Annotated in this window: 23 protein-coding genes and 1 pseudogene; 17 read left to right on the top strand and 7 right to left on the bottom strand. The window is 64.1% G+C overall.

The features are described 5' to 3' along the window. The 12 genes and pseudogenes from R4P65_RS21485 to R4P65_RS21430 all read left to right on the top strand — a co-directional run. Positions 1-405 (top strand): annotated as a pseudogene (locus tag R4P65_RS21485) (RNA helicase); the annotation flags it as partial. A 217-nt stretch (positions 406-622) separates the two neighbouring features. Beyond that, entirely contained in the window at positions 623-2,080 is a 1,458-nt protein-coding gene (gene gndA, locus R4P65_RS21480; protein WP_317828027.1) for an NADP-dependent phosphogluconate dehydrogenase, read from the top strand. Between the two features lie 62 nt (positions 2,081-2,142). Continuing rightward, positions 2,143-3,645, top strand: coding sequence for a DEAD/DEAH box helicase (locus R4P65_RS21475; RefSeq protein ID WP_317828026.1), 1,503 nt, complete (start codon positions 2,143-2,145; stop codon positions 3,643-3,645). 4 nt (positions 3,646-3,649) lie between these two features. Continuing rightward, entirely contained in the window at positions 3,650-4,531 is an 882-nt protein-coding gene (locus R4P65_RS21470; RefSeq protein ID WP_317828025.1) for a DMT family transporter, read from the top strand. 3 nt (positions 4,532-4,534) lie between these two features. Continuing rightward, positions 4,535-5,971, top strand: a complete 1,437-nt coding sequence (locus R4P65_RS21465) for a GuaB1 family IMP dehydrogenase-related protein (protein WP_317828024.1) — start codon at positions 4,535-4,537, stop codon at positions 5,969-5,971. 311 nt (positions 5,972-6,282) lie between these two features. Next, positions 6,283-7,665 carry a hemolysin family protein gene (locus tag R4P65_RS21460; RefSeq protein ID WP_230815613.1) on the top strand — a complete coding sequence of 461 codons (1,383 nt, stop codon included), beginning with the start codon at positions 6,283-6,285 and terminating at the stop codon, positions 7,663-7,665. Further along, positions 7,658-8,746 carry a hemolysin family protein gene (locus R4P65_RS21455; RefSeq protein WP_003944826.1) on the top strand — a complete coding sequence of 363 codons (1,089 nt, stop codon included), beginning with the start codon at positions 7,658-7,660 and terminating at the stop codon, positions 8,744-8,746. Before R4P65_RS21460 ends, R4P65_RS21455 begins: the two co-directional genes overlap by 8 nt. A 3-nt stretch (positions 8,747-8,749) precedes the next feature. Continuing rightward, the gene (locus tag R4P65_RS21450) at positions 8,750-9,628 is read left to right on the top strand and encodes a 3-methyladenine DNA glycosylase (RefSeq protein WP_317828023.1); all 879 of its coding nucleotides are present in this window, start codon (positions 8,750-8,752) and stop codon (positions 9,626-9,628) included. Positions 9,629-9,646: 18 nt separating this feature from the next. Next, positions 9,647-10,948 carry a CoA transferase gene (locus tag R4P65_RS21445; RefSeq protein ID WP_317828022.1) on the top strand — a complete coding sequence of 434 codons (1,302 nt, stop codon included), beginning with the start codon at positions 9,647-9,649 and terminating at the stop codon, positions 10,946-10,948. A 31-nt stretch (positions 10,949-10,979) separates the two neighbouring features. Beyond that, positions 10,980-11,456: an OsmC family protein gene (locus tag R4P65_RS21440; protein ID WP_230815609.1), complete on the top strand. Its 477-nt coding sequence runs from the start codon at positions 10,980-10,982 to the stop codon at positions 11,454-11,456. Continuing rightward, entirely contained in the window at positions 11,449-12,483 is a 1,035-nt protein-coding gene (locus R4P65_RS21435) for a nucleoside hydrolase (RefSeq protein ID WP_317828021.1), read from the top strand. Before R4P65_RS21440 ends, R4P65_RS21435 begins: the two co-directional genes overlap by 8 nt. Positions 12,484-12,716: 233 nt before the next feature. Further along, the gene (locus tag R4P65_RS21430) at positions 12,717-13,661 is read left to right on the top strand and encodes a sulfite exporter TauE/SafE family protein (RefSeq protein ID WP_317828020.1); all 945 of its coding nucleotides are present in this window, start codon (positions 12,717-12,719) and stop codon (positions 13,659-13,661) included. Between the two features lie 62 nt (positions 13,662-13,723). Here the strand turns inward: R4P65_RS21430 and meaB are convergent, their stop codons facing one another. From meaB to mutA, 3 genes are read right to left on the bottom strand one after another with little or no spacing between them, the layout of a single operon-like run. Continuing rightward, entirely contained in the window at positions 13,724-14,716 is a 993-nt protein-coding gene (gene meaB, locus R4P65_RS21425; RefSeq protein WP_317828019.1) for a methylmalonyl Co-A mutase-associated GTPase MeaB, read from the bottom strand. A gap of 17 nt (positions 14,717-14,733) precedes the next feature. Next, a complete protein-coding gene (scpA, locus tag R4P65_RS21420; RefSeq protein WP_019748436.1) occupies positions 14,734-16,986 on the bottom strand; it encodes a methylmalonyl-CoA mutase in 2,253 nt (750 codons plus the stop codon). Further along, entirely contained in the window at positions 16,983-18,878 is a 1,896-nt protein-coding gene (mutA, locus tag R4P65_RS21415; protein ID WP_317828018.1) for a methylmalonyl-CoA mutase small subunit, read from the bottom strand. The genes scpA and mutA overlap by 4 nt, the downstream gene beginning before the upstream one ends. A gap of 436 nt (positions 18,879-19,314) precedes the next feature. Here mutA and R4P65_RS21410 point away from each other — a divergent pair, with 436 nt between their 5' ends. Genes R4P65_RS21410 through R4P65_RS21400 form a run of 3 tightly spaced genes read left to right on the top strand, consistent with a single transcriptional unit; the run spans position 19,315 to position 21,238 of the window. Next, entirely contained in the window at positions 19,315-20,022 is a 708-nt protein-coding gene (locus R4P65_RS21410; protein WP_317828087.1) for a TVP38/TMEM64 family protein, read from the top strand. A gap of 31 nt (positions 20,023-20,053) precedes the next feature. Beyond that, positions 20,054-20,650: a hypothetical protein gene (locus R4P65_RS21405; RefSeq protein WP_317828017.1), complete on the top strand. Its 597-nt coding sequence runs from the start codon at positions 20,054-20,056 to the stop codon at positions 20,648-20,650. Between the two features lie 54 nt (positions 20,651-20,704). After that, the gene (locus R4P65_RS21400; protein ID WP_317828016.1) at positions 20,705-21,238 is read left to right on the top strand and encodes a hypothetical protein; all 534 of its coding nucleotides are present in this window, start codon (positions 20,705-20,707) and stop codon (positions 21,236-21,238) included. 52 nt (positions 21,239-21,290) lie between these two features. Here the strand turns inward: R4P65_RS21400 and R4P65_RS21395 are convergent, their stop codons facing one another. Genes R4P65_RS21395 through R4P65_RS21385 form a run of 3 tightly spaced genes read right to left on the bottom strand, consistent with a single transcriptional unit; the run spans position 21,291 to position 23,869 of the window. After that, entirely contained in the window at positions 21,291-22,568 is a 1,278-nt protein-coding gene (locus R4P65_RS21395; RefSeq protein ID WP_317828015.1) for an SPFH domain-containing protein, read from the bottom strand. Continuing rightward, a complete protein-coding gene (locus R4P65_RS21390; RefSeq protein ID WP_003944877.1) occupies positions 22,568-22,999 on the bottom strand; it encodes an NfeD family protein in 432 nt (143 codons plus the stop codon). Before R4P65_RS21390 ends, R4P65_RS21395 begins: the two co-directional genes overlap by 1 nt. A 42-nt stretch (positions 23,000-23,041) precedes the next feature. Continuing rightward, complete coding sequence (locus R4P65_RS21385) at positions 23,042-23,869, bottom strand: DUF3097 domain-containing protein (protein WP_166810193.1); 828 nt, start codon at positions 23,867-23,869, stop codon at positions 23,042-23,044. A gap of 67 nt (positions 23,870-23,936) precedes the next feature. Between R4P65_RS21385 and R4P65_RS21380 the strand changes: the two genes are divergently transcribed. Together R4P65_RS21380 and R4P65_RS21375 are read left to right on the top strand one after the other, a co-directional pair. Beyond that, the gene (locus tag R4P65_RS21380) at positions 23,937-24,728 is read left to right on the top strand and encodes a hypothetical protein (protein ID WP_317828014.1); all 792 of its coding nucleotides are present in this window, start codon (positions 23,937-23,939) and stop codon (positions 24,726-24,728) included. Positions 24,729-24,866: 138 nt separating this feature from the next. Further along, complete coding sequence (locus tag R4P65_RS21375; protein WP_317828013.1) at positions 24,867-25,019, top strand: hypothetical protein; 153 nt, start codon at positions 24,867-24,869, stop codon at positions 25,017-25,019. An 85-nt stretch (positions 25,020-25,104) separates the two neighbouring features. Here R4P65_RS21375 and R4P65_RS21370 read toward each other — a convergent pair whose 3' ends face one another. Beyond that, positions 25,105-25,596 (bottom strand): hypothetical protein, encoded by a 492-nt coding sequence (locus tag R4P65_RS21370; protein WP_003944993.1) that lies wholly within the window; start codon positions 25,594-25,596, stop codon positions 25,105-25,107. Positions 25,597-25,622 lie beyond the last annotated feature (26 nt).

Below are 25,622 nucleotides of genomic sequence, written 5' to 3'. Positions count from 1 at the left end.
GACGGCGAGAGCCGCGGCGGATACCAAGGCAACCGCTCTTCCGGTGGCAGTGGATACCAGGGCAACCGCGACAGCCGACCGTCCTACGGAGACCGCGACAGCCGCCCGTCAACGGGCTACCAGGGCAATCGCTCTTCCGGTGGATACCAGGGCAACCGCGACGGCGAGAGCCGCGGCGGATACCAAGGCAACCGCTCTTCCGGTGGCAGTGGATACCAGGGCAACCGCGACAGCCGCCCCTCGACCGGATACCAGGGCAACCGCTCTTCCGGTGGCAGTGGATACCAGGGCAACCGCGACGGCGGCGACAACCGCGCAGCCGCGACCAGCGGTGGTGGCTTTCGCAGTCGCACCGACCGTCGTAGCTATGACGGATTCGACGGCCCGAAGCGCGATCAGCGGTAATACCTGCGCTGAGCTGCGGCTCGACAACTGAACACTGAGAACCTTCCGGCTGTGCCGGAAGCTGTATCGAGACGGATGCAGGTCACTGCAATTAAAGTGATCTGCATCCGTGTTTTGTATGCACGGTCTGATGTTCACGCGCGTCGTGGCCGCACCGTTTTCGGCTGCGCACAGCGCAGGATTTCACAGCCGCGGACCGAGAGGGAAAGCTGTAAGTATGTCAACCACTAGCACCGAATCACCCCGAGCTCAGATCGGCGTCACCGGCCTGGCCGTCATGGGTTCGAATATTGCCCGCAATTTCGCCCGCCACGGTCACACCGTTGCCCTGCACAACCGCAGCATCGCGAAGACCGATGCCCTGATCGCCGAGCATGGTTCCGAGGGCGATTTCGTGCGCACCGAGACCGTCGAAGAGTTTGTTGCCGCACTGCAGAAGCCGCGACGCGTCCTGATCATGGTCAAGGCCGGCGCCCCGACCGACGCTGTCATCGAAGAGCTCGCGAACGCCATGGAGCCCGGCGACATCATCATCGACGGTGGCAACTCGCTCTACACCGACACGATCCGTCGTGAAGCAGCGATCCGTGCCCGCGGTCTGCACTTCGTCGGCGCTGGAATCTCCGGTGGCGAAGAAGGCGCACTCAACGGTCCGTCGATCATGCCCGGCGGCCCGAAGGAGTCCTACGAGGCTCTCGGCCCGCTTCTCGAGTCCATCTCCGCTCACGTCGACGGCACCCCGTGCTGCACGCACATCGGCCCCGACGGTAGCGGTCACTTCGTCAAGATGGTGCACAACGGCATCGAGTACGCCGACATGCAGCTCATCGGCGAGGCGTACAACCTCTTCCGCGACGCACTCGGTTACGACGCCGGTCAGGTCGCAGACGTCTTCACCGAATGGAACAAGGGCACACTCGAGTCCTACCTGATCGAGATCACCGCCGAGGTGCTCCGCCAGGTCGACGCCGAGACGGGCAAGCCGTTGGTCGACGTCATCGTCGACGCTGCCGAGCAGAAGGGCACGGGCCGCTGGACCGTCAAGTCCGCTCTGGATCTGGGCGTGCCGGTCACCGGTATCGCCGAGGCCGTGTTTGCTCGCGCACTGTCCGGTAGCCGCAATCAGCGCGCCGCAGCTCAGGCGCAGGGTCTGGCTGCCGGCTCTCTCGGCGACAAGCCTGCTGACGCCGAGCAGTTCGCCGCCGACATCCAGGCCGCGCTGTACGCGTCGAAGATCGTGGCGTACGCGCAGGGCTTCGATCAGATCGCTGCCGGCAGCGCCGAGTACGACTGGAACCTCAAGCCTGCCGACCTGGCGACGATCTGGCGCGGTGGCTGCATCATCCGTGCGCAGTTCCTCAACCGCATCAAGGACGCGTTCGACGCGGATCCGAGCCTGTCGAGCTTGATTCTGGCACCGTACTTCCGTGAGGCCATCGAGGCAGGCATCGACAGCTGGCGCCGCGTGGTCGCCACCGCGACGATGCTCGGCATTCCGGTACCGGCGTTCGCGTCTTCGCTCTCGTACTACGACGGTCTCCGCGCGGAGCGTCTGCCGGCCGCCCTGACTCAGGGTCAGCGCGACTTCTTCGGCGCGCACACCTACGAGCGCATCGACAAGCCGGGCAAGTTCCACACGCTGTGGAGCGGTGACCGCAGCGAAATCGAGGCCTGATTCACAGCGGGTATCGGTAGATGCGGTCATCTGCGTCTACCGATACCCGGTAGCCTGGACAAATGCAGGAATCGACGATCGACTCGCCCACCTCGACCGAAGGGCGTTCGTTCGTCGACCTCGGAATCCCCGCCGTGATGGTGCACGCGTTGCGCCGTAGCGGCATCGATGTCCCCTTCCCCATTCAGTCTGCAACCATCCCCGATGTCCTTGCCGGTCGGGATGTCCTCGGGCGCGGCGCGACGGGTTCCGGAAAGACTCTGGCCTTCGGGCTTCCGATGCTGGTGCGCCTCAAGGGTGGGGCGAGCAAGCGGAATCGTCCGCGCGGTTTGGTGCTCGCTCCCACCCGTGAGCTGGCGATCCAGATTCACAAAGCACTCGACGACGCCGCTACCGAGATCGGTTTGCGTGTGGCAAATGCGGTCGGTGGCGTTCCGATCAAGCGTCAGGCCGACATCCTTGCCCGCGGCGTCGATCTCCTGATCGCAACCCCCGGGCGCCTACTCGACCTACTCGAGCAGAAGTCGGTGATTCTCGACGACGTCGTGATCACGACCATCGACGAAGCCGACCACATGGCAGACATGGGTTTCATCGACGAGGTTGCGAAGATTCTCGACACGACACCGAAAGACGGTCAGCGCCTGCTCTTCTCGGCAACACTCGACGGCAAGGTCGACGATCTGGTCGCGGGTTACCTGCGCAATCCGGCGTCGCACTCGACTGCTCCCCCGGATGCCACCGTCTCGACCATGGAGCATCACCTGCTCTTCGTCGACCGCGACGACAAGAGATCCGTTGTCGCACATATTGCTTCACGGGCGGGGCGGACCATCATGTTCGTCAAGACCAAGCACGGTGTGGATCGTCTTGCGCAGCAGCTGCATTTGATCGGCGTTTCTGCCGGCGCACTGCACGGCGGTAAGACGCAGAACAACCGGACCAAGACCCTCGCGTCGTTCTCCGACGGAACAACCCCCGTCCTGGTCGCCACTGATGTCGCGGCCCGCGGAATCCATGTCGACGACGTGACCCTCGTTGTTCACGTCGATCCCCCGGCCGAGGCCAAGGACTACCTGCACCGCGCCGGCCGGACCGCTCGCGCCGGTGAATCGGGCGTCGTCGTCACCATCGTCACCGACGAAGAACGTGACGCGGTCGAGAAGTTGACCAAGCAGGCAGGCATCAAGGTTCACGGTGTGCGGGTCCGCCCCGACGATCTGGAACTCACGCGTATCACCGGAGCAATGGAGCCGACGGGCATTCCGGTCGAGGCTCCCGATACGACCGTCGCCGTCAAGCACACCGCAAAGCGTGGCCGCCAGGAACACGACACCGCAGGTCGGACGGCTGCCGGTGGCCGCATGAAAAAGGACGGCGACAAGCGAGCCGCCTCCTCGCGGCGCGTCACCGATCCCAAGAGTGTGAAGAAGATCCGGGCCGACGGCACCCCGGTCCCGACCCGTTCGGAACGTTTGGCCTCCAAGGGCCTGACGCCGCGGCGGGGTGCACCGGGCGCAGGAAAGCCGTCTGCCGGAAATCGAGCGGGCAAGCGCGCACACTGAGGACATGGGTGATCTTCCACTGATCTCGGTTCTCTGCGCACTCGTCGCCGCACTGCTCTTCGCGTGCGCGTCCGTCGCTCAGCAGCGGGCAGCGTCGGCGGTTCCCGAGGGCGAGGCGCTGGTGGCGTCGCTGATTCGGAGCCCTCGGTGGTGGGCCGGATTGATCGGCGACGGCGGTGGTTATGTCATGCAGGCCGTTGCACTGTCGTTGGGTTCGGTGTTGGTGGTGCAGCCGCTGATCGTGACCTCGCTGCTGTTCGCGCTGCCGCTCTCGGCCAAGTTCTCGGGTATCCGCATCACCCGTTCGGCGTGGTCACTGGCGATCATGCTCGCGATTTCGTTGGCGATCTTCCTCGTGGTCGGCGATCCCACCGAGGGTGACAGCAATGCCCCGTGGTCCGATTGGGCTGTGCCCCTGACGATCACGGTCGCAGTCGCCGTGGTCGCGACCATCGGCGGCTTGTCCAAACTCGACGGTGGTTGGCGCGCACTGCTTCTCGGCTCCGCGGCCGGCATCTTCTACGGCGTTGCGGTCGCGTTCACCAAGTACGTCACCGACCTACTCGGACACGGCGTCGTCGGGGTGATTTCGGCCTGGCAGACGTGGGCTCTGATCGCCTCGGGTGCGATCGGGGTCTACCTGCAACAACGCGCGTTCCAGGTCGGGCCGCTGTCAGCGTCGCTGCCCGCTCTCACGATCGGCGAGCCGATTGCGGCCATCTTCCTGGGGATGACGGTTCTGGACGAACGCCTCCGCGTCGACGGCCCCGGAATTGCTCTCATCGGGTGCGCTGTCGCCGTCATGATCATGACCACGATCGCCCTCTCCCGCTCACAGGCACGCGATACCGAGGGCGCCGCGGCGGAATCGACGGTAAGCTCGTGAAACGTGCAGTTCCTCGAAGGGCAACGCCCCCCATACGACCTGACCTACGACGACGTTTTTCTCGTCCCTAACCGGACAGAGGTCACCTCCCGGTTCGACGTCGATCTCACTTCTTCCGACGGATCCGGAACCACCATTCCCGTCGTCGTCGCCAATATGACCGCAGTAGCCGGCCGCCGTATGGCCGAGACAGTTGCCCGCCGCGGCGGGCTGGTCATCATTCCGCAGGACGTCCCCACCGAAGCCGTCGCCGAGACCGTGGCATTCGTCAAGAGCCGCCACCTCGTCGCCGATACGCCGGTCACCTTGAGCCCGGACGACGCCGTCTCCGACGCGCTGGCGCTTCTGCCCGAGCGCGCTCACGGCGCCGTCGTCGTGGTCGAGGACGGTAAGCCACTCGGTGTAGTCACCGAGGCCGCCTGTGCTGACGTCGATCGGTTCACGCGTCTGCGCTCGGTCGCCATCACCGACTTCGTCACCGCCCCGGTCACCGCTACACCTCGCGAGGTGTTCGAACTTCTCGAAGCCAAGCACGATCCGCTGGCGGTCATCGTCAACGAAGACGGCACTCTTGCCGGCGTCCTCACCCGCACCGGTGCGATTCGTGCGGGAATCTACGATCCCGCAGTCGACGAGCGGGGCGCACTCCGGGTTGCCGCGGCGGTGGGTGTCAACGGTGACGTGGGCGCCAAGGCAAAGGCACTCGTCGACGCCGGTGCCGACGTGATCGTCGTCGACACGGCGCACGGTCACCAGCAGAGAATGATCGATGCGCTCACCACTCTCAAGGCGCTCGACCTCGGCGTCCCGTTGGTCGCAGGCAACGTCGTGTCGGCACAGGGCACCCGCGATCTGATCGCGGCCGGCGCGGACATCGTCAAGGTCGGAGTCGGGCCGGGCGCTATGTGCACGACGCGCATGATGACCGGCGTCGGACGCCCACAGTTCTCGGCCGTCGCGGAATGTGCCGCAGCGGCACGTGAGCTCGGCAAGCACGTCTGGGCCGACGGCGGAGTTCGCCACCCCCGCGACGTCGCACTCGCCCTCGCAGCGGGCGCGTCGAACGTCATGATCGGCTCGTGGTTCGCCGGTACGTACGAGTCCCCCGGCGACCTCAAGGTCGATCAGGCGGGCAATGCGTACAAGGAGAGCTTCGGCATGGCGTCCAAGCGCGCCGTTGCCGCTCGCACGGCCACTGAAACGGCTTTTGATCGCGCCCGTAAGGGATTGTTCGAGGAGGGCATCTCCAGTTCGCGGATGCGTCTCGATCCCGAGCGCCCGGGTGTCGAGGACCTGATCGATCAGATCTGTTCCGGCGTGCGCAGTACCTGCACGTACGCGGGTGCGCGCTCACTCGAAGAGTTGCATGAGAAGGCAGTTCTCGGTGTTCAGTCCGCTGCCGGATTCGCCGAAGGACGGCCGCTTCCGTCAGGTTGGTGATCAGGGTTCCGTGACAGTCGGCGGGTGCTCGGGTCCCTACTCCCGGACACCCGCCGGTATCATTGGTTCCGTAAACAGAAAACAAAACTCGGTCGGGTGCCCTTCGGCGACCCGACCGAGCCCGCTACAGCCGAGAAATCCTCGGCTCCGACGAGAGGAACCCGGTGCCCGAGGCACCCACACACTTACCCGGCGCTACACCCGTCGTTTTATCCGAGGAATCGTCTGATTCCGCCGGTTCGGAGGGCTCCTCTAGCGAGCCGGGAGACAAACCCGGCGGCCCCCGTGCACAATTCAGGTGGCGATGACACATGGACATCGTTTTCACCATTCTCAGCCTCTTCGGCTTCATCGCGCTGACTGCAGGCACCGCCCTCTTCGTGGCGGCCGAATTCTCACTGACCGCGCTCGAGCGCAGTACCGTCGACGAAGCCGCTCGCGACGGCGACCGACGCTCGCGCCAGGTTCAACACGCACACAAGACTCTCTCGTTCCAGCTCTCCGGTGCCCAACTCGGCATCACGATCACGACCCTGATCACCGGTTACCTGGCCGAGCCCGTTCTGGCGCGGTTCATCACACCAGTTGCGAAGGCCGTCGGACTCAGCGAATCCGCTGCCTCGACAACGTCTTTGATCTTGGCGCTGGTACTCGCGACGTCGTTCTCGATGATCTTCGGCGAGCTCGTACCCAAGAACCTCGCAATCTCCAAGCCGATGCCCACCGCTCGTGCAACTGCGGGCCTGCAGGCTGGCTTCTCGCTGATCTTCCGGTGGGCCATCAACGGCCTCAACGGAGCCGCCAACTGGATTGTGCGACGCCTGGGCATCGAACCCGCAGAGGAACTGCGCTCGGCGCGATCACCGCAGGAACTCGGATCACTCGTGCGGACGTCCGCGCAGCGCGGGTCCATCGACAAGGGCACGGCGATGCTCGTCGACCGTTCGCTGCAGTTCGGTGACCGCACCGCAGAAGAGTTGATGACTCCGCGAGTGAAGATCGAATCGCTGGAACTCTCGGACACCGTCGCAGACCTGATCGTGACGGCGTCGCGAACTGGCTACTCGCGCTTCCCCGTCGTTCGCGGCGATCTCGACGACACGGTCGGCGTCGTACACATCAAGCACGCGTTCACCGTTCCGGCCGAGCGCAGGCGCACGACGCGCGTCGACAGTCTGGCTCAACGTGTTCCCGTCGTGCCGTCGAGTCTGGACGGAGACACCGTCATGGAGCGGATCCGCTCCGACGGCATGCAGGTCGCTCTTGTCGTCGACGAATACGGCGGAACAGCCGGCATCGTCACGATGGAAGACCTCATCGAGGAAATCGTCGGCGATGTGCGCGACGAACACGACGAGCCCGAGCTGGACGTACAGCGGGTCGGAGACGGATGGTCGTGCTCCGGCCTCTTGCGCATCGACGAGGTCACGTCGGCGACGGGATACACCGCCCCCGAAGGCGACTACGACACCCTCGGTGGGTTGGTGCTCACCGAATTGGGACGCATCCCCGATGAAGGTGACGAAGTGGAGTTGCCCGATGTCGACTCGTCCGGCGATTCCCGTGGCAAGTGGATCGCGCGAGTGACCAGCATGGACGGCCGTCGTATCGACCGGGTGACCATCACGCCGGTCCCCGCTTACGTCGAACCCGAATCCGCAGACGACGACAAGAAGGAGTCCGACGATGAATAACCTCTTCGGTGTACTCCTCACCGTCGTGCTGCTTGCCGGTAACGCATTCTTCGTCGGTGCGGAGTTCGCGCTGATCTCCGCACGACGCGACCGCCTCGAGGCACTTGTCGCGCAGGGTAAGAAGCGGGCGCTTACGGTCATCAAGGCCGGTGAGAACCTGTCGCTGATGCTTGCGGCGGCTCAGCTGGGCATCACGATCTGCTCGATTCTCCTGGGTAAGGTCGCCGAACCTGCCATTGCGCACCTCCTCGAGGTGCCGATGGAAGCCGTCGGCCTGCCTGACGGACTGCTGCACCCGATCTCGTTCGCGATCGCGCTGTCGCTCGTCGTCGTGCTGCACATCCTGCTCGGCGAGATGGTTCCCAAGAACATCGCGTTGGCCGGCCCCGAGAAGACGGCCATGCTGCTCGTTCCCGTGCATCTCGCCTTCATCAAGATCGCTCGCCCGATCATCGCGTTCTACAACCTGTGCGCAAACGGCGTGCTGAAGCTCCTGCGCGTCGAGCCGAAGGACGAACTCGACGTCACGGTCTCTGCCGTGGAGTTGTCCGCGATGATCGGTGAATCGCGATCCGAAGGTCTGATCGACGCCGAAGAACACCGGCGGTTGAAGCAGGCTCTCGAATCGACCGATCGCACGGTGTCCGAGGTTCTGATCACTCTCGACAAGGTTCGGACCATTCCCCTCACACCGTCGGGAACAACACTGGGTGAGATCGAGCGTGCGGTCATCGAGACCGGATACTCGCGTTACCCGGTCCGAGCGAGCGACGGATCGCTGGCCGGGTACGTGCACCTCAAGGATGTGCTCGACGAGGTGCTCGACGAAGCTGCCGGGCCGGACACCGTCGTTCCGACATCCGATATCCGCCCGTTGCCCATCGTTCCGCTCAGCACGCCGCTGGCCGAAGCGTTGGCCGGCCTTCGTCGGGCCAGCTCGCACCTCGGCGCAGTCACGGACGCTGACGGAGTGGTGATCGGTATCGTCGCGCTCGAGGATCTCCTCGAGGAGTACGTCGGCACGGTTCGCGACGGCACGCACCGCGGCACAGATGCTGTTCCCGGACAACGAAACAGCTGATCGATGACACGTTCGGTGCATGCACTCGCACTCGCACAGAGCGAGTGGACGGCTCGGCGGGCACTTCACCTCGAGGAGGTGGAGAAGCTCGTCGAGCCGCACCGAGCGCGTCGTAGCGCCGGTATCTCTCACCCGGTGCACGACTTCCTCTTCACGTACTACAACTTCAAGCCCGCCCAACTGCGCCGCTGGCACCCCGGGTACGGAGTCGCACTCGAGAACGCCGGCGAATATGCAGCCTTCTCCGGCTACCGCGTCGACGATTCGGGTACCGCGACGGTCGAGGCCTCCGTGCTGGAGCGTCGGCGTCACACTGTCGAATTCGTGTGGAATCTGTTGAATCAGACGTCTGCGCGGCCCGCTGTGCTGGGCTGCTTCGGCCTCCACGAATGGGCGATGGTCTATCGCGGCGGCGAGGATGCGATCCGTCACCAGTCAGTGCCGCTGCGGCTCGGGTTCGCCGGTACCGACGCGGTCGTCGAATCCTTGCCGCTCAAATGCACGCACTACGACGCGTTCCGGTTCTTCACGCCGGACGCGGGCCCCAAGAATTCGCTCCCCCTTGCACGGGAGACTCAGGCGGATCACGAGCAGCCGGGCTGCCTGCACGCCGGTATGGACCTGTACAAGTGGTCGTTCAAGTTGTTGCCGCTCGTCGATTCGGATCTGGTGATGCGGTGCTTCGAACACGCGCTCCTGGCCCGCGAACTCGACATGCGCGCGAGCCCCTACGACCTCGCCGAGTACGGGTACTCCCCCATTCGCATCGAAACTCCAGCCGGACGCGCCGAATACGTGCGTCAGCAACAACACTTGGCGGATCGTGCTGCGCCGCTCCGCGATACGCTGGCAAAGAAGTGCCGGGAGCTTCTCGACCACTGAACTGCCGAAAGGCGTCGCATGGATCACGGGTACGGGTTTTATCTCGACGAATACCAACGTGACGTGGGGATGCACACCGACGACCGGCGCGGGCGCATCGAATGCCCGGCCTCGGCGGGCTTTCTCGCGGCGCACTTGCCGGTGTTCGACCTCGCTGCGGGTTCGGTTGCGGCGTTCGCCTCCGCGATTGATCGAGGATCCGGGCACTGGACCCTGAATCCCGAACGTATCGCCGCGTCCTTTTCGAGCGATCGCCTGTTCCGCACCGGAGGTGAACCGATCAACGGGTTTTCCGTGTACTCGGGATTCTTCGCCGCCCGTGACGGTTGGGTCCGCACGCACGGCAACTATCCGCACCATCGCGACCGACTGCTCACCATTCTGGAACTCGAACCTGGATCGTCCAAAGAAGCAGTGGCGCAACGTATATCCGAACTCTCTGCTATCGAGATCGAACAGCGAGCCGCAGAGATCGGTGCCATCGCGGTCCGCGTACGTACCGAGACCGAATGGCGCCTGAGTGAGCAGTGTGCAGCCGCGAGGTCTGCGCCTCTGGTATCCATCCGAGCAAGTGACGATGGGAAACCCCGCGCACTCCCGAAGCACCCACGTGTTCTCGACCTGACCCGCGTCATCGCCGGCCCGGTCGCGACCCGCGCCCTCGCGCTGGTCGGCGCCGAAGTTCTGCGGATCGATCCCCCGGCGATCCCTGAAATCGGATGGCAGCACCTCGACAGTGGCCAGGGCAAGCGGTCGGCGCTTCTCGACCTGAAATCCTCGGAGGGTGCGACAGCGTTCCGCGAACTCCTCGAAACCGCCGACGTGCTGGTCACCGGCTACCGGCCGGGTGCACTCGAAGCGCTCATCGGGCGAGACCTTCCCGCGCATCTGATTCACGGGCGTGTCAGCGCGTGGGGTTGGGAAGGTCCGTGGGCGGATCGGCGCGGCTTCGACAGCATCGTGCAGGCCGCGTCCGGCATCTCGTTCCTCGAGGGTGCAGAGAAACCCGGCGCCCTTCCCGCGCAGGCACTCGACCACGCGAGCGGGTACTTCCTTGCAGCAGGGATCCTCGACGCGTTGACATTGCGCTCGCACGACGGCCGCGGCCGCTCTGTCGACGTGTCGCTGGCAGGTACCTGCACCCGTCTTCTGGACGCGCCTGGGCGAACCATCCACCCCGGCCTGCCGACGGCACCTGGCTTCGATGCTGTTGTCAACCACGGCGACGTGACCACCGCACGACCCGCGTTGGCAGAGTTCGAGGACTACCCCTCAACTGCACATTCGTGGGGATCGGATCCGGCGGAGTGGGCTCACTGAGGGAAGGGCACATTCAGGGCAAGATGGACCTGTGAAGTCACATACCTACACACTCGACCTCCAGTGGACAGGCGATCTGGGATCCGGAACGTCCAGCACACAGGCATATTCGCGCAATCACGCAATATCCGCGGTCGGGAAGCCGGAGCTTCTCGGCAGCTCCGATCCTTCGTTCCGCGGTGACGCGCAGCGGTGGAATCCCGAGGAACTGCTCGTAGCCTCGCTCGCCCAGTGCCACATGCTCTGGTACCTCGGCCTGGCAGCGGCCGCAGGGGTGGTTGTCCTCGACTACAGCGATCAGCCGGTCGGCAGCATGATCGAGGAGTCCGACGGCGGTGGGCAGTTCATCGAAGTGACGTTGAATCCGACAGTGCTGGTCGCCGACGCGTCGATGGTCGAGACGGCCGAGGATCTTCACGGCCCGGCACACACGAAGTGCTTCATCGCTCGTTCGGTGAACTTCCCGGTCCTGCACTCGCCGACGATCCTGGTGGCCACCGATGAATGATGTGCACAAGCTCATTGTCGACGTCGACACCGGTATCGACGACTCGCTGGCACTGCTCTATCTACTCGCCAGCGCCGAGGCCGAGATCGTGGGGATTGCGAGTACCGCCGGAAACGTTCCCGTGGAACAGGTCGCGGCCAACAATCTGAACTGGCTCGCACTCTGCGGGGCCCCGGACATCGAGGTTGCACTCGGTGCCCGTGAGCCCCTGGTCATCCCGCTGCGCACCACCGAGGAGACTCACGGTCCACAAGGGATCGGGCATGCCGTGCTCCCCGATTCGGGCCGCGAGCTGTCGGTTCGTACCGCCACCGATCTCTGGGTGGATCTCGTTCGTGAGTACCCCGGACAACTCACCGGACTGGTGACGGGACCCCTCACCAATCTGGCCCTGGCGATCAGACGCGAACCCGACCTTCCCTCTCTGCTGAAACGACTGGTCGTGATGGGTGGGTCGTTCAACTATCCGGGCAACACGACGCCGACCGCGGAGTGGAACGTCTCCGTCGATCCGCATGCCGCCAAGGAAGTGTTCGACGCTTTCTCCGTAGTGCCCGCGCACCGACGTCCGATCATCTGCGGCCTCAACGTCACCGAATCCATCGAGATGTTCCCCGAACATGTGCGTCGGCTTGCCGAAGCTGCCGGGAGTACCCCGGAAGAGATCATCTCTCCTGACGACGGCCGCGATGTCAGGAGCTCCGCGTCCAACAGCGTGGTCCGGCACATGTCCGACGCGATCCGGTTCTACATGGAGTTCCATCGTGAGTACGACCAGGGATTTCTAGCTCACATGCACGACCCGTTTGCGGCTGCCGTCGCGCTCGACCCGACTCTGGCGACCCTGAAACCGGCAACGGTAGATGTCGAAACCGAGAGCCCACTGTTGATCGGAACCACTGTCGCGGACTGGGTCGGACATTGGAAACGCGAACCTAACGCGGACATCGCCGTCAGCACCGATCCGGCGGAATTCTTCGATCGACTTGTCCACCGAGTGGGAAATTACGCCCGCGTCGTGGGTTGATCGAGCGCGGCACCGGCTATGCTCGCATGGACAGAACACCAACGAACGAGACCCGAAGGACCCTGACGTGCAGATTTCCAGTCACGATGCCTCCCCGGCATTTGCGCTCGGATTGATGGCGTTCTGGCCCACTCGTCGTAGCGCTTGCTTCGATCAGGCGTGTTGCTGAGCGGCGATTTCTCGCTGCCTGCACCCCTGACTTTGTCGCTTCTTCGCTCGGAGTCTGTCTTCTCATGTTCAACCTTCTTTTGTTCACCCTTGTCGGCGTCGGCGCTCAGCTCGTCGACGGCGCCCTCGGCATGGCCTTCGGTGTCACCGCAACCACTCTGCTGATGATCGGTGGACTCGGTCCAGCTCAGGCGAGCGCCGCGGTTCACCTGGCCGAGGTCGGCACCACCCTCGCTTCGGGTGTGTCGCATTGGAAGTTCAAGAACATCGACTGGAAGCTGGTCGCCAAGCTGGGCGTGCCCGGCGCTGTCGGTGCATTCATCGGTGCCACCGTTCTCTCGGGTCTGTCGACCGAAGCAGCAGTCCCCATCACGGCGACGATTCTGCTTGCAATCGGTATCTATGTGGCACTTCGCTTTTCGGTCCGCCCACCGGCCGTCGCGAATGCTCGCACGACCCCGCACACCGCTCGCTTCCTGTCTCCGCTCGGCCTGTTCGGTGGTTTCATCGACGCATCCGGCGGCGGTTGGGGCCCGATCACCACCAGCACACTGCTCTCCCGCGGCAAGACCGCACCGCGCACGGTGATCGGCTCGGTCAGCGCGTCGGAGTTTCTGGTCGCGTCTGCTGCATCGCTGGGATTTCTCATCGGGCTCGGTCACGAGTCGATGGGAAACCTCCTCGTTGTTGCCGGTCTCGCTCTCGGCGGTGTAATCGCAGCACCGTTTGCGGCGTGGTTGGTCAGCCGGGTGCCCGCGACGTTGCTCGGAACGGCAGTGGGCGGCGTCATCGTGTTGACCAACGCGCAGAAGCTGTTCAAATCCTTCGACATCACCGGAGCGGTCACGGCGGCCGGATACCTCACCATCATCGCCGCCTGGGCAGCGTTGCTGTTCTACGCGTGGAAGCGGTCCACACTCACCCCGGCCGAGGCAGAAGGCGATTTCACGGGAGTCGAACTCGCTGTCGAGACCGAACTCACCGAGCCTGCAGTCAAGCGCGAACGATAGATCGTCACAGAAGAAATCCCGGGTATCCGCGCTCGGATACCCGGGATTTTGTTCTTTCCGCTCTAGCTGCTTCCGTCGAACGCGTCGAGAATTCGCCCCGCCGCCAACGCCGCCGTCAGCGAACCGTCACGCACGCTCTGCTCGACGTCGGCCCGGATCGCACGCACCCGATCGTTGCTCGAGAGCCTGCGCAGTAGCTGATCGTTGACCATTGTCCAGGTCCAATCGACCTGTTGCTTGCGACGCTTCTCCTCGAACTGCCCCGCTTCGGTGAGCACCTCACGGTGCTTGGTGACAGTTCCCCAGAACTCGTCCAGACCGACACCTTCGAGGCCGCTCATCGTGATGACGGGCGGCTTCCAGATCGCGTCATGCGGGTAGATCAGGCGCAGCGCTCCGGCCAATTCGCGGGCTGCGCCTTTCGCCTCGCGCTCGTGCTTGCCGTCGGCCTTGTTGACCGCGACCAGATCCGCGAGTTCGAGTACACCCTTCTTGATCCCCTGCAGCTGATCGCCCGTACGAGCGAGGGTCAAGAACGTGAAGCAGTCCACCATGTTCGCGACGGTGACCTCGGACTGCCCGACGCCCACCGTCTCCACGAGGATGACGTCGAAACCGGCAGCCTCGAGAAGCACGATGGTTTCGCGAGTTGCCTTCGCGACACCGCCGAGTGTGCCGGACGTCGGTGACGGACGAATATATGCGTTCTTCTCGACCGTGAGCCGAGCCATGCGCGTCTTGTCGCCGAGAATTGAGCCACCGGTGCGAGTGGACGACGGATCGACCGCCAACACCGCAACCCGATGCCCCTTCTCCAGCAAGTACATTCCGAGCGCGTCGATGAACGTCGACTTGCCGACGCCGGGGACGCCGGTGATGCCGATCCGGTGTGCTCCCCCGGCCTCGGGCAACAACTTCAGCAAAAGCTGCTGCGCGAGAGCCCGGTGGTCGTCGCGAGTGGACTCGACGAGTGTGATCGCCCGAGCGAGGCCGGCACGCTGATTTCCACGTACCGCCTCGGCGAGAGAATCAATGTCGATGGGCTGACGTGCCATCTTCAGTGACCCCCTTCTCAGCTGTGGTCGTGACCTAGTTGGGCGGAGAGCTTCTCCAACAATCCGCTGGCAGCGTCGGCGATGACGGTGCCGGGCGGGAAGATGGCAGCAGCGCCGGCCTCGTAGAGTTCGTCGAAGTCCCCGGGCGGAATGACGCCGCCGACGACGATCATGATGTCGGGACGACCGGCCGCAGCCAGAGCCTCCCGCAGCGCCGGCACCAGGGTGAGGTGACCGGCTGCCAACGACGACACACCGACTACGTGGACGTCGTTGTCGGCCGCCTGATTGGCGACCTCTTCGGGAGTCTGGAACAGCGGTCCGACGTCAACGTCGAATCCGATGTCCGCGAAGGCCGTGGAGATGACCTTCTGGCCACGGTCGTGACCGTCCTGGCCCATCTTCGCGACGAGAATACGGGGACGACGTCCCTCGTCTTCGGCGAACTTCTCGACCAGTTCCATCGCCTTGCTGATGTTGCTCACCGTTCCTGCCTCGTCGCGGTACACACCACTGATGGTGCGGATCTCGGCCTGGTGGCGTCCGTACACCTTTTCGAGAGCGTCGGAAATCTCGCCGACGGTAGCCATCGCGCGGGCGGCGACGACAGCGAGGGCGAGGAGGTTGTTCTCCATGCCGCCTTCGGTGGATGCGGCAGCGCGGGTGAGGTTCGCGAGTGCGGCCTCGACGGCTTCCGGATCACGTTCTGCGCGAAGGCGAACCAGCTTCTCGAGCTGTTCCTTGCGCACCTTGGAGTTCTCGACCTTGAGAACTTCGATGGTGTCGACCTCGTCGGGAACGTACTTGTTGACGCCGACGAGCGGCTGCCGACCGGAGTCGATGCGTGCCTGGGTGCGGGCGGCAGCTTCCTCGATGCGCAGCTTCGGGATGCCTTCGTTGATGGCCTGAGCCATTCCGCCGGCTTCCTCGACCTCTTCGATGTGCTTACGAGCCCGGTTGGCGAGTTCGTTGGTGAGCCACTCGACGTAGTACGAGCCGCCCCACGGGTCGATCGGGCGAACGGTGCCGGACTCCTGCTGCAGCAGCAACTGGGTGTTACGGGCGATGCGGGCCGAGAAGTCCGTCGGCAGTGCGATGGCTTCGTCGAGTGCGTTGGTGTGCAGCGACTGAGTGTGGCCCTGGGTGGCAGCCATGGCTTCGACGCAGGTACGCGGAACGTTGTTGAAGACGTCCTGCGCGGTGAGCGACCAGCCCGAGGTCTGCGAGTGGGTACGCAGCGACAGAGACTTGGCGCTCTTGGGGTCGAACTTGGCAACCAGCTCGGCCCACAGGAGGCGTCCGGCACGGAGCTTGGCGACCTCCATGAAGAAGTTCATGCCGATGGCCCAGAAGAAGGACAGGCGAGGCGCGAACTTGTCGATGTCCATCCCGGCGTCGAGGCCGGCGCGGATGTACTCGACTCCGTCGGCGAGGGTGTATGCCAGTTCCAGATCGGCCGTCGCTCCGGCTTCCTGGATGTGGTAGCCCGAGATGGAGATGGAGTTGTACTTCGGCATTTCCGCGCTGGAGTACGCGAAGATGTCCGAGATGATCCGCATCGAGGGCTTGGGCGGATAGATGTAGGTGTTTCGAACCATGAACTCTTTGAGGATGTCGTTCTGGATCGTTCCGGCCAGCTTGTCCGGAGTGACACCCTGCTCGCCTGCCGCAGCGACGTACAGCGCGAGGATCGGCAACACGGCACCGTTCATCGTCATCGAGACCGACACCTGCGAGAGGTCGATTCCGTCGAAGAGCTGACGCATGTCGAGGATGGAATCGATTGCAACACCGGCCATTCCGACGTCACCGGCGACGCGCGGGTGATCGGAGTCGTAGCCGCGGTGCGTGGCGAGGTCGAAAGCGACCGACAGGCCCTTCTGACCGGCCGCGAGGTTACGACGGTAGAACGCGTTGGACTCGGCGGCAGTGGAGAAGCCTGCGTACTGGCGAATGGTCCACGGCTGGTTCACGTACATGGTCGGGTACGGACCACGCAGGAACGGCGCTGCGCCCGGGAAGCTGTCGAGCGGGTAACCGGACTCGGCGGCCGCCGTGCGGTCGGCGCCGGTGTACACCGGCTTGACGTCGATGCCTTCCGGGGTGGACCAGACAACCTGCTCGGCGGCGTAGTTGTTGGCGTTTGCGCCCTCTTCGATGAGCGCCTGTGCCTGCTCGACCGACGGCGGTGTGGGTGCCGGAGACTGCGGGTCCTCGAGTGGGACCTCGGCGAAACTGCCGATCACGTGTTTGACCTCTCGTGTCGTCACTTGGAGCTTCCCGTCTCGATGAAGTCGAGCAGTTCGGTCAGAGCCGACACTGCGTCGATGCGGGCTGTGAGGAATCCGTCCGGGCGAGAATCGCCGGTCGCGTCGGCGACTGCCTTTTCCGGTCCTGCGAGCAGCACCTTGGTGATGCCGGCAGCGCGAAGTTCGGCGACGGCCGCTGCTGCGCTCTCGCCGTAGCGCTTGTCCGTGCCGCACAGCACGGCGACCGTGGCACCGGAAGCCTTGACGGCAGCGGAGATAGCCTCGGCGCCCACCTCGAGCGGGCCGGGGTTGATTGCGTCGATGCCGCCCGAAGCGAGCAGGTTGGACGCAAACGTGGTGCGCACGTTGTGTTCTGCGACTGAGCCCAGCGGCGCGAGAAGCGCAGCGGGACGGGCGCCTCCGGCGGCGAGGAACGCATCCGAACGGTCGCGAAGCGCTTCGAACGCAGCTGCGTAGCGGGCGACGGCCTGACCGGGCTCGACTGCTTCGGCGGACAGCGGTGTTTCACCGAGGTTCGGGAACTCGTTGACACCGGTGACCGTGGTCTTACGGTGTGCGATGTCGGAGTCGCGCTTGGCTTTGGTGGCAGCGATGCGACCGGAGACGATTCCCGCCTCGAGTGCAGCAAGATATCCACCGGCTGCTTCGATTTCCTGGAAGAACTCCCACGCGGTGGCGGCGATCTGCTGTGTCAGGTCTTCGACGTACCAGGATCCGGCCGAAGGATCGAGGACACGGCCCAGGTGCGACTCTTCGAGCAGGAGCAGCTGTGTGTTTCGGGCGATGCGTGAGGAGAACGACTTACTGACGCCGAGGGTGCCGTCGGCAAGCGCGACATCGAACGGAAGAACCGTCACAGCGTCTGCTCCGCCGACACCGGCGCCGAATGCTGCGAGGGTGGTGCGCAGCATGTTCACCCAGGGATCACGCTGAGCCATCATCGCTGCGGAGGTGACCGCATGCTGGGGCGCTCCACCGAAGTCGGAAGCTCCGCAGACCTGAGCGATGCGGGCCCACACGAGACGTGCGGCACGGAACTTCGCGATGGTCTGGAACTGATCGTCGGTTGCCGAGTAGCGGAAGGCCAACTGCGACAACGCAGCACCGATGGCCAGGCCGCTCTCTGCGGTGAGTGCGCGGAGGTATTCGAGGCCTGCGGCAATCGCGGCTCCGAGTTCTTCGGCATCCCCGGCACCGGCGTTGTGGAACGCCGTGCCGTCGACGGTGATCGCGTGCACAGTTTCCGCGCGAGCTGCAGCGAGGGCGGACAACTCGACGGCGTCGGCAAGTTCGACGTCGGCTGAGCCGGAAAACGAACTGGTCAGCGGAGCGGCACCGAGGTCGATGCGGATACCGGCGCGATCGCTGACGCCGTCACCGGCCTCGGCACGCGCGTCGAGGAGCGAGAAGAGTGCACGGGCGGCATCGCCGGCCTCCGCGCCTGCGTCGAGCGTCAGCGGCGCGAGATCGAGAAGCACGCCCTCGAGCGCAGCGCCCAGGTCGGTGACCGGAACGCCGCCCCCGCCCACTTTCAACCAGAGTGCGCTGACGCCGTTTTCGAGGGCGTCCAGGACGCTGCGATTCGTCTCGGCTGCCGAGACCGTTCCGAATGCTGCGGAGACCAGCCAGCCGGCATTGACGTCACGGTGAGCATCGACACCCCGCACGTACGGGAACGTGCCCGGCAGGGCCTGCTCAGGACGCTCGTCGCGTGGGCTGTAGAGCGGTGCGACAGTGACGCCGTCGTAGGTGACGGTTTCGAGCAGTTTCTGTGGCTCGGGGCCCAGTTCTGCCGCATCGACTCTGCGGGACTTGGCGAGCACACCGGCTACGGAGCGCTGCCACTCCGCGTATGCCTGCTCGACAGCCTCGGCTTCTGAAGCTAATGACACTGTGTCCGCTCCCTCTCATTTTTAGCGTGAGCGCTGTACCGATAATCGGAATTGTTCGTTAGTTCTGTGATGCTAACCCGCGTCTGAGCTCAGATATCGTGAGGATCACGTCAGGTTCTTCACAGTGCCGTTCACGACGCCGTTCACGACCACTTCCCGACCGGTCCGCCGGCGTGTGTGTTCAGTGATTCGGACCCGTGCAACTGGTCCTTACCTAGCGATTGTTCAGCATGTATGTGAGTTACTCACGAGTTCGTTTCACTGGCCGGGACTGCAGGTGCGGACCACCTGGGTGGTGTAGTGGTTTTCGTCACAGCACAGCTTTCATTGTCGCCTGGAGCACGTGAATTTCCAGCATTCGGGATGGTCTTCGGCACACCGTTCCCAGCGTGCGAGCGACTCGGTTCACCGTTCACAGGTAGCCTTGTGACCTGTGATGGGACGCCTGCTGGACCGAAGATTGATCGCAATAGTCCTGGTAGTTCTCGCTTTGTTCCTCGCTGCCCTCCTCGCCCCACATCCCACGGTGTCTCAGGTGCGCGAGTGGGCGGACTCGGTTGGCCCGGCGTTCCCCCTAGTGTTCTTCCTGGTTCATTCGATAGTCACCGTTGCGCCGTTTCCGCGGACCGTCTTCACTCTCAGCGCGGGGGTTCTTTTCGGCTCGGTGACCGGCATCGCCCTGACGGTGGCGGCAACGACTGTGAGCGCCGTGCTGGCCCTCTACCTGGTCCGCGCCATCGGCCGCGACGTCGTTTGGCAACGGATTTCGAGTCCGACGATCCGGCGGGTGGACGAGCGGATCGAAAAGCGGGGGTGGCTGGCCGTCGGGTCCCTGCGCTTGATCGCGTTTGTCCCCTTCTCGGTGGTGAACTACTGCTGCGGCATTTCGTCGATCCGGATCGTGCCCTACATCCTTGCCACCGTCGTCGGCATTTTGCCCGGCACTGTCGGGATTGTCGTTCTGGGCGATGCGCTGTCCGGCGAAGCCGATCCTCGTCTCCTGATTCTGTCCGGGATCTGCATTGCAATCGGGATCGCCGGTCTGGTGTTCGACGCTCGTCGTCAGCCTCCACAGGGCGAAACCACCGTCGACAGCAGTCAATCTCAAGAGGTTGATTTGATTGAGTCAACCCAAAACGATTGACTACTCAAAGTCAACTACATAACATTGACTAATGCTCGTACTGACGGTGGATCAACGAGGTAGCCGACGGGATGTCGATCGCGTCGGGGAGATTCTCGGTGCGCTGTCCAGCTACCAACTCCTTCGACCCTTCGAGCGCACTGCGGGCGACGAGATTCAAGCGGTGACCGACGATCCGGCACTGCTCGTCCTCGTCGCACTGGAGCTGATTCGGCGCGAACACTGGAGTGTCGGGATCGGGATCGGCCCAGTCGAGCAGCCTCTACCGCGGCAGACTCGCGCCGGACGCGGGCCGGCGTTCGAAGCCGCGCGGGTAGCCGTCGAGCGCGCCAAGCGAGCGCCGGCCAAAATAGCCGTCGAGCAGGCACCGGCCGAGGGATCACGCGCCGAACTTGCCGCCGACGTCGATGCCGCGTTCACCTTGCTCGGCACGATTGTCACGAGACAGACGAAGGACGGGCGCGAAGCCATCGCTCTGATGGACAGCGGACTCACTCAGGTCAGCGCGGCCGCACAACTCGGAATCACCAAGCAGGCCATGTCGAAGCGACTCCTGACCGCCGGATGGCACGCAGAACTCGCCGGGCGTCGCCTCGCAGAACGACTTTTGGTCAGACTCCAGCCCTAGACTGCTCACGCTCGCATCAGTAGAACTCGTCGACACAGCAGGGGGCTCGGATACATGGTCGTTCTGGCGTTGATCGCACTCGCCGTCGCCGCCGCGGCACCAGCAGTTGCAGCGGCGCTGGGACCGCTCAGTCGTGGTCGACTGGAGGTGCCCGAATGGGCGTCGTCCGTGGTCGCGTTGCCGGCGCTGGGTGTTGCCGCGCTCGCATCGACCCGAACGAGCCCGGTCAACGGTTTTGCGCTCGGGGCGACGCTTGTCCTGTGCGTACTTGCCGCCGCCACTGCCGGTGCACCGTTGGTGCTTGCCACCTTCAAGATCGCCCGTCGCCAACCGGACGGGAGCCCGGCACCGGATGCCGGACCTCTTCGCGGCGGACGTGTGATCGGGATACTCGAGCGGCTCGCGGTGGCGGCGTCGATTCTCGCGACCTGGCCGGAAGGCATCGCGATCGTCTTGGCAGTCAAAGGACTCGCACGGTACCCGGAACTTCGCGAACCGCACGCGTCCGAGCAGTTCATCATGGGAACCTTCGTCAGCGTCCTCTGGGCGATCGCTGTATGTGGAACGGGACGGGCACTCATCACGTAGGTGATGAGTGCCCGTCCCGATTACCACTACGGATTACTACTGCGAGAGGTGACTATTGGCGCTGGCCGCCCTCGGGCGGCTGACCCTGGTACGGGTATTTCTGCTGGAAATCTTCACGCTCGGGCGGCAGCTGACCGGGCCAAGGATTTTCACCCTGCTGTGGCAGCGCGGGATCTACCAGTCCAGGCTGCTCGGGCGCACTTTCACGGCGGTGCCTGACCGCAGCTGCCGGGTCTTCGACGGGTGTGCGCGCAGCAACTTCAGCGGCGCGCACTGCTTCTGCGATGGCCGGGTCGGATTTTGTCTCGAACCACTCTGCCACCTCAGCTGAATCGTCCTCAGGGTTGGGAAGATTCTCTTCGGCGGCCGGCGGCTCGTAACGGAAAACACCGTCCTGCCCCTGCGCGCCAAGCGTTTTCGCAAATCCCTTCAGTGCGTCACCGAAGTCACTGGGTACGAGCCAGACCTTGTTCGCATCGCCCTGCGCCATCTGCGGCAACGTCTGAAGGTACTGGTATGCAAGCAATTCCGGAGTCGGCTTACCGGACTTGATGGCGGCGAAGACCTTCTCGATGGCCTTGGCCTCGCCCTGGGCCTGCAGGTACTTGGCCGCGCGGTCACCTTGAGCGCGAAGGATCTGAGACTGACGCTCACCCTCGGCGTTCAGGATCGACGCCTGCTTGTTGCCCTCGGCAGAAAGAATCTGACTCTGCTTTGCACCCTCGGCGGTCTTGATAGCGGACTCACGGTGGCCTTCAGCCGTCAAAATCATGGCGCGCTTTTCACGGTCCGCCTTCATCTGCTTTTCCATCGACTCCTGGATCGAGGGCGGCGGATCGATGCTCTTGAGCTCGACGCGGGCCACTCGCAGGCCCCAGCGACCGGTCGCCTCGTCGAGGACACCGCGAAGCTGACCGTTGATGGAATCACGCGAGGTCAACGTCTCTTCAAGGGTCATTCCGCCGACGACATTTCGCAACGTCGTGGTCGCCAACTGCTCGACGGCAGCGATGTAGTTGCTGATCTCGTACACCGCAGCTTGCGGGTTGGTGACCTGGAAGTACACCACCGTGTCGATGGACAGTGTCAGGTTGTCCTGGGTGATCACCGGTTGCGGCGGGAACGAGACCACCCGCTCGCGGAGATCCACCTTGGCACGTACGCGATCGGCGAACGGGATCAAGAATGTGAGCTGCCCGGACACCGTCTTCGAATATCGGCCGAGCCGTTCGATGACCGCGGCTTCTGCCTGCGGTACCAGTGCCACCGATTTCGCGACCACCAAGATCACGAATAGCACCAACACACCGAGCACTATGAGTGCTGCCATTAAGGTCCCCTCCAGACGACTGCTGTTGCGCCGTTGATTTCCATCACCGTCACCTTGGTGCCCGGCGGGTACACCTCGGTGGTGTCGTACGGCCTGGCAGTCCACACCTCGCCGTCCAACTTGACCTGCCCGGAATGCTCGCCCACTTCTTCCAGAACCAGAGCGTGCTTACCTTCGAGTGCCTGAATTCCGGTCGGGGTCGGCGGCGGACTACCGAAGCGACGCAACATGATCGGTCGCACACCCAGGACGAGGGCGGCGGAAAACACCCCGAACATGACGGCGTCGACCCACACCGGGAAGTCGGTGACAGCACTGACACCGGCAGTAGCGAGCGCCCCACCGGCGAGCATCAGCAGGAAGAAATCTCCCACCAAAGCTTCGGCCCCGGCGAGCACCAGTGCTCCGATCAGCCAAATAAGTGCAGCCACAACACCATCTAACCAGAGAGTGTGACCCAGACCGCTGCTACGTCAGTTCGGCTCGGTAACGAAATCGACAAGTTGTTCGACAGCACCGATCAGCGGAGCTTCGAGATCGCGGAAGCTCTCCACCGAGTTGTAGACCCGCCGCCAGCCCTCCTGAGGTGTTCCCCAGCCCAGTTCTCGGCAGATTCCCGTCTTCCAATCCTCACCGCGCGGAATCTTCGGCCAGGCTGCGATACCGACGGATTTGGGGCGCACTGCCTCCCAGACGTCGATGTACGGGTGACCGGTCACCAGTACATTCGGGCCGAGGCCCTGAGTCAATTGGGTTTCCTTGGAGCCGGTGACCAGGTGGTCGACCAGGACCCCGACGCGGCGGCCGGGACCTGGACCGAATTCGGCAAGCCTCTCCCCCAGATTGTCGAGACCTTCGAGATGTTCGACGACCACACCTTCGACGCGAAGGTCGTGACCCCACACTCGCTCGACGAGGGCAGCATCGTGCACTCCCTCCACCCAGATCCGGCTGGGCAGAGCCGTACGAGCCCGCAAGCCTTCGACTCGCGTCGAACCCGAAGCCGACCGTGCGGGCTTGGTGGATGCGGGTTTGGGTGCCGGTCGGACCAGCGTGACCGGTGAGCCGTCGATGAGGAAGGCCGCCTCGCGCATCGCGAACAACCGCGTCCGGGAACGACCGTCCTCGAGCCGCACGAAATCGCCGTCGTACGTGCGCTCGAAACCGACTACCGCCCCGCAGAATCCCGTCGCCGCATCCTCGACGACAAGATCACGTTCGGCCGCCACTTCAGGCGTCACGCGCTTCTGTTTGCGGGTATGACCCGCAAAAATGTCACCGTATCCGTTGCCACCGCTCACGCCGGATCACGCTAGGTCACAACGCCGGGGCCGCGCATGTCGCCACGCCGAACTAAACTTCACGGTCATGAGTTCTCCCAGCGCAACCCTCACCGTGTGGGCAGCGTCATGGCTCGCCGGCGACGCTGCGCCGGACGACGTCATCGACGCCCTTGCCGTGTGGGCACCGATGCACCTGATCGGCGCCCACGATGCGGAAACTGCGGTCCGCCATGATCTCGAGTGGCCGGGAGTCACGGCTTCCGGTGTGCCCACCCTGTTGAGAATCGCACGCTCGGAGGCTGCTGAGGTCCGCCTGGTCCTTCCTACGGCCGGTGACGTACGTGGCCTGCCCACCGGGACCGAGTTCGCGCGCGCTGCGATCGCAACGGGTGAAGGGATACAGATCGGCGCCGTCGGCAAGCCGGGAGTCGGCCTCGTGCCGTCGAAGGAAGGCCAGGACGTCTTGCGGTGGACGGTCTTCGCCATTCCCACTGTGGCGGGCAGCGCCGAATCGATCGGACTCCGCGAAGCCGAATACCAACTGCGCCAAGCTGTTCGGGACGCAGCCGAGGTGCTCGCTGGGCTTCCGACCGTAGCCACCGGAACGCCTGGAAACGACGCTCGTACGCTGGTCGCCGAAGCCTTGCAGGCACAGGCCGGACACCGCTGGCCGTCGACACTGTCACCACGGCATCTACAGGTGATCGACACAGCCGACAACGTGGCAGCCATTCTTGCCGTCGCTGCGTCGGTCTCGACCAATCAGGCCCCGAGCGTGTCCACCGCGCAGACGCGTGAAGACCTGCTGCGACGATTGTGGGACGTCGTCCGCATCGCCCGTGTTGCTTCGGCCAACAGCGTGTCGATCAGAGCTTGAGCACGAAGTTCCGGCGTTTCTCAGCAAACCCGCTGGGGCCGATCGCGTCGACAAGTCCGATGTCCAATGCGCGACGGATACCGATCGCACTGCACACGCTTCCCCGGCTTGATCCGACGCCGCCTCGATGACGTTGAGGTGGATACCGTTGCTGAATCTGTCGTAGTCACCTGTGCGGACTTGGTGTCCAGCCTCGCGAAGAACAAGACCAGCCCGCTGCGAGAGACCGATGTCGGAGGTGACGAGAAGAAGCACGCGCAACGGTGGCGCGAAAGTCGCGCGTGGACGTGAGCACCGGCACAGCGCCGCCGTCGACGCTCGCAGACGACCGTCGGTTTGTTTCAAAAAGCCATTTTCAAGCAAACCGTTCGATCGGTCAACCCACAGTCTTGTGATTGATCGCGATATGGCGGTCGATACGAATATGTTCATCCAGCGTCGGGTAGCGCAAACCGGTGTCCTGGCTGTATCCCTGACGGCGCAACCAATCCAGGACGTCGCCCCAGAACCAGATCCCCCCGGCAACCGAGTTGTACGGAATCGGGAAAGGTGTAGCCGCCTGCCGGACCCCTCGCACCCACTGCCCGACAGCTTGTCGCGTCACCCCCGCGCGGTCGGCAATGTCCTGACGTGACACCAAATCGGGATGTGTCCGCTGGGGACGCACGCCTGCAGCCACCAACTGGTCCACCACGGTGATAGCCGTTGTCGCCGCTCGCATACCTTCCGAGGTGAGCGTCAGCAACTGCAGCCCGCGTCGGTCCTCGACCCTTCCGCCCAAGCTCTCTTCGATCGCCTGCTCTTGCGAGACTGTCAGCATCTGAACGATGAATGTGAATTCGTAACGGTGATAGAGGTCTTCGGCCACGCAATGAACATAGCCGTAAGCTGCAC

The sequence above is a fragment of the Rhodococcus sp. IEGM 1318 genome (assembly GCF_033142465.1).
Lineage (GTDB): Bacteria > Actinomycetota > Actinomycetes > Mycobacteriales > Mycobacteriaceae > Rhodococcus_F > Rhodococcus_F qingshengii_B.
The sequence above is the reverse complement of the archived record's forward strand: the minus strand, read 5'-3'. Positions and strand labels throughout refer to the sequence as shown.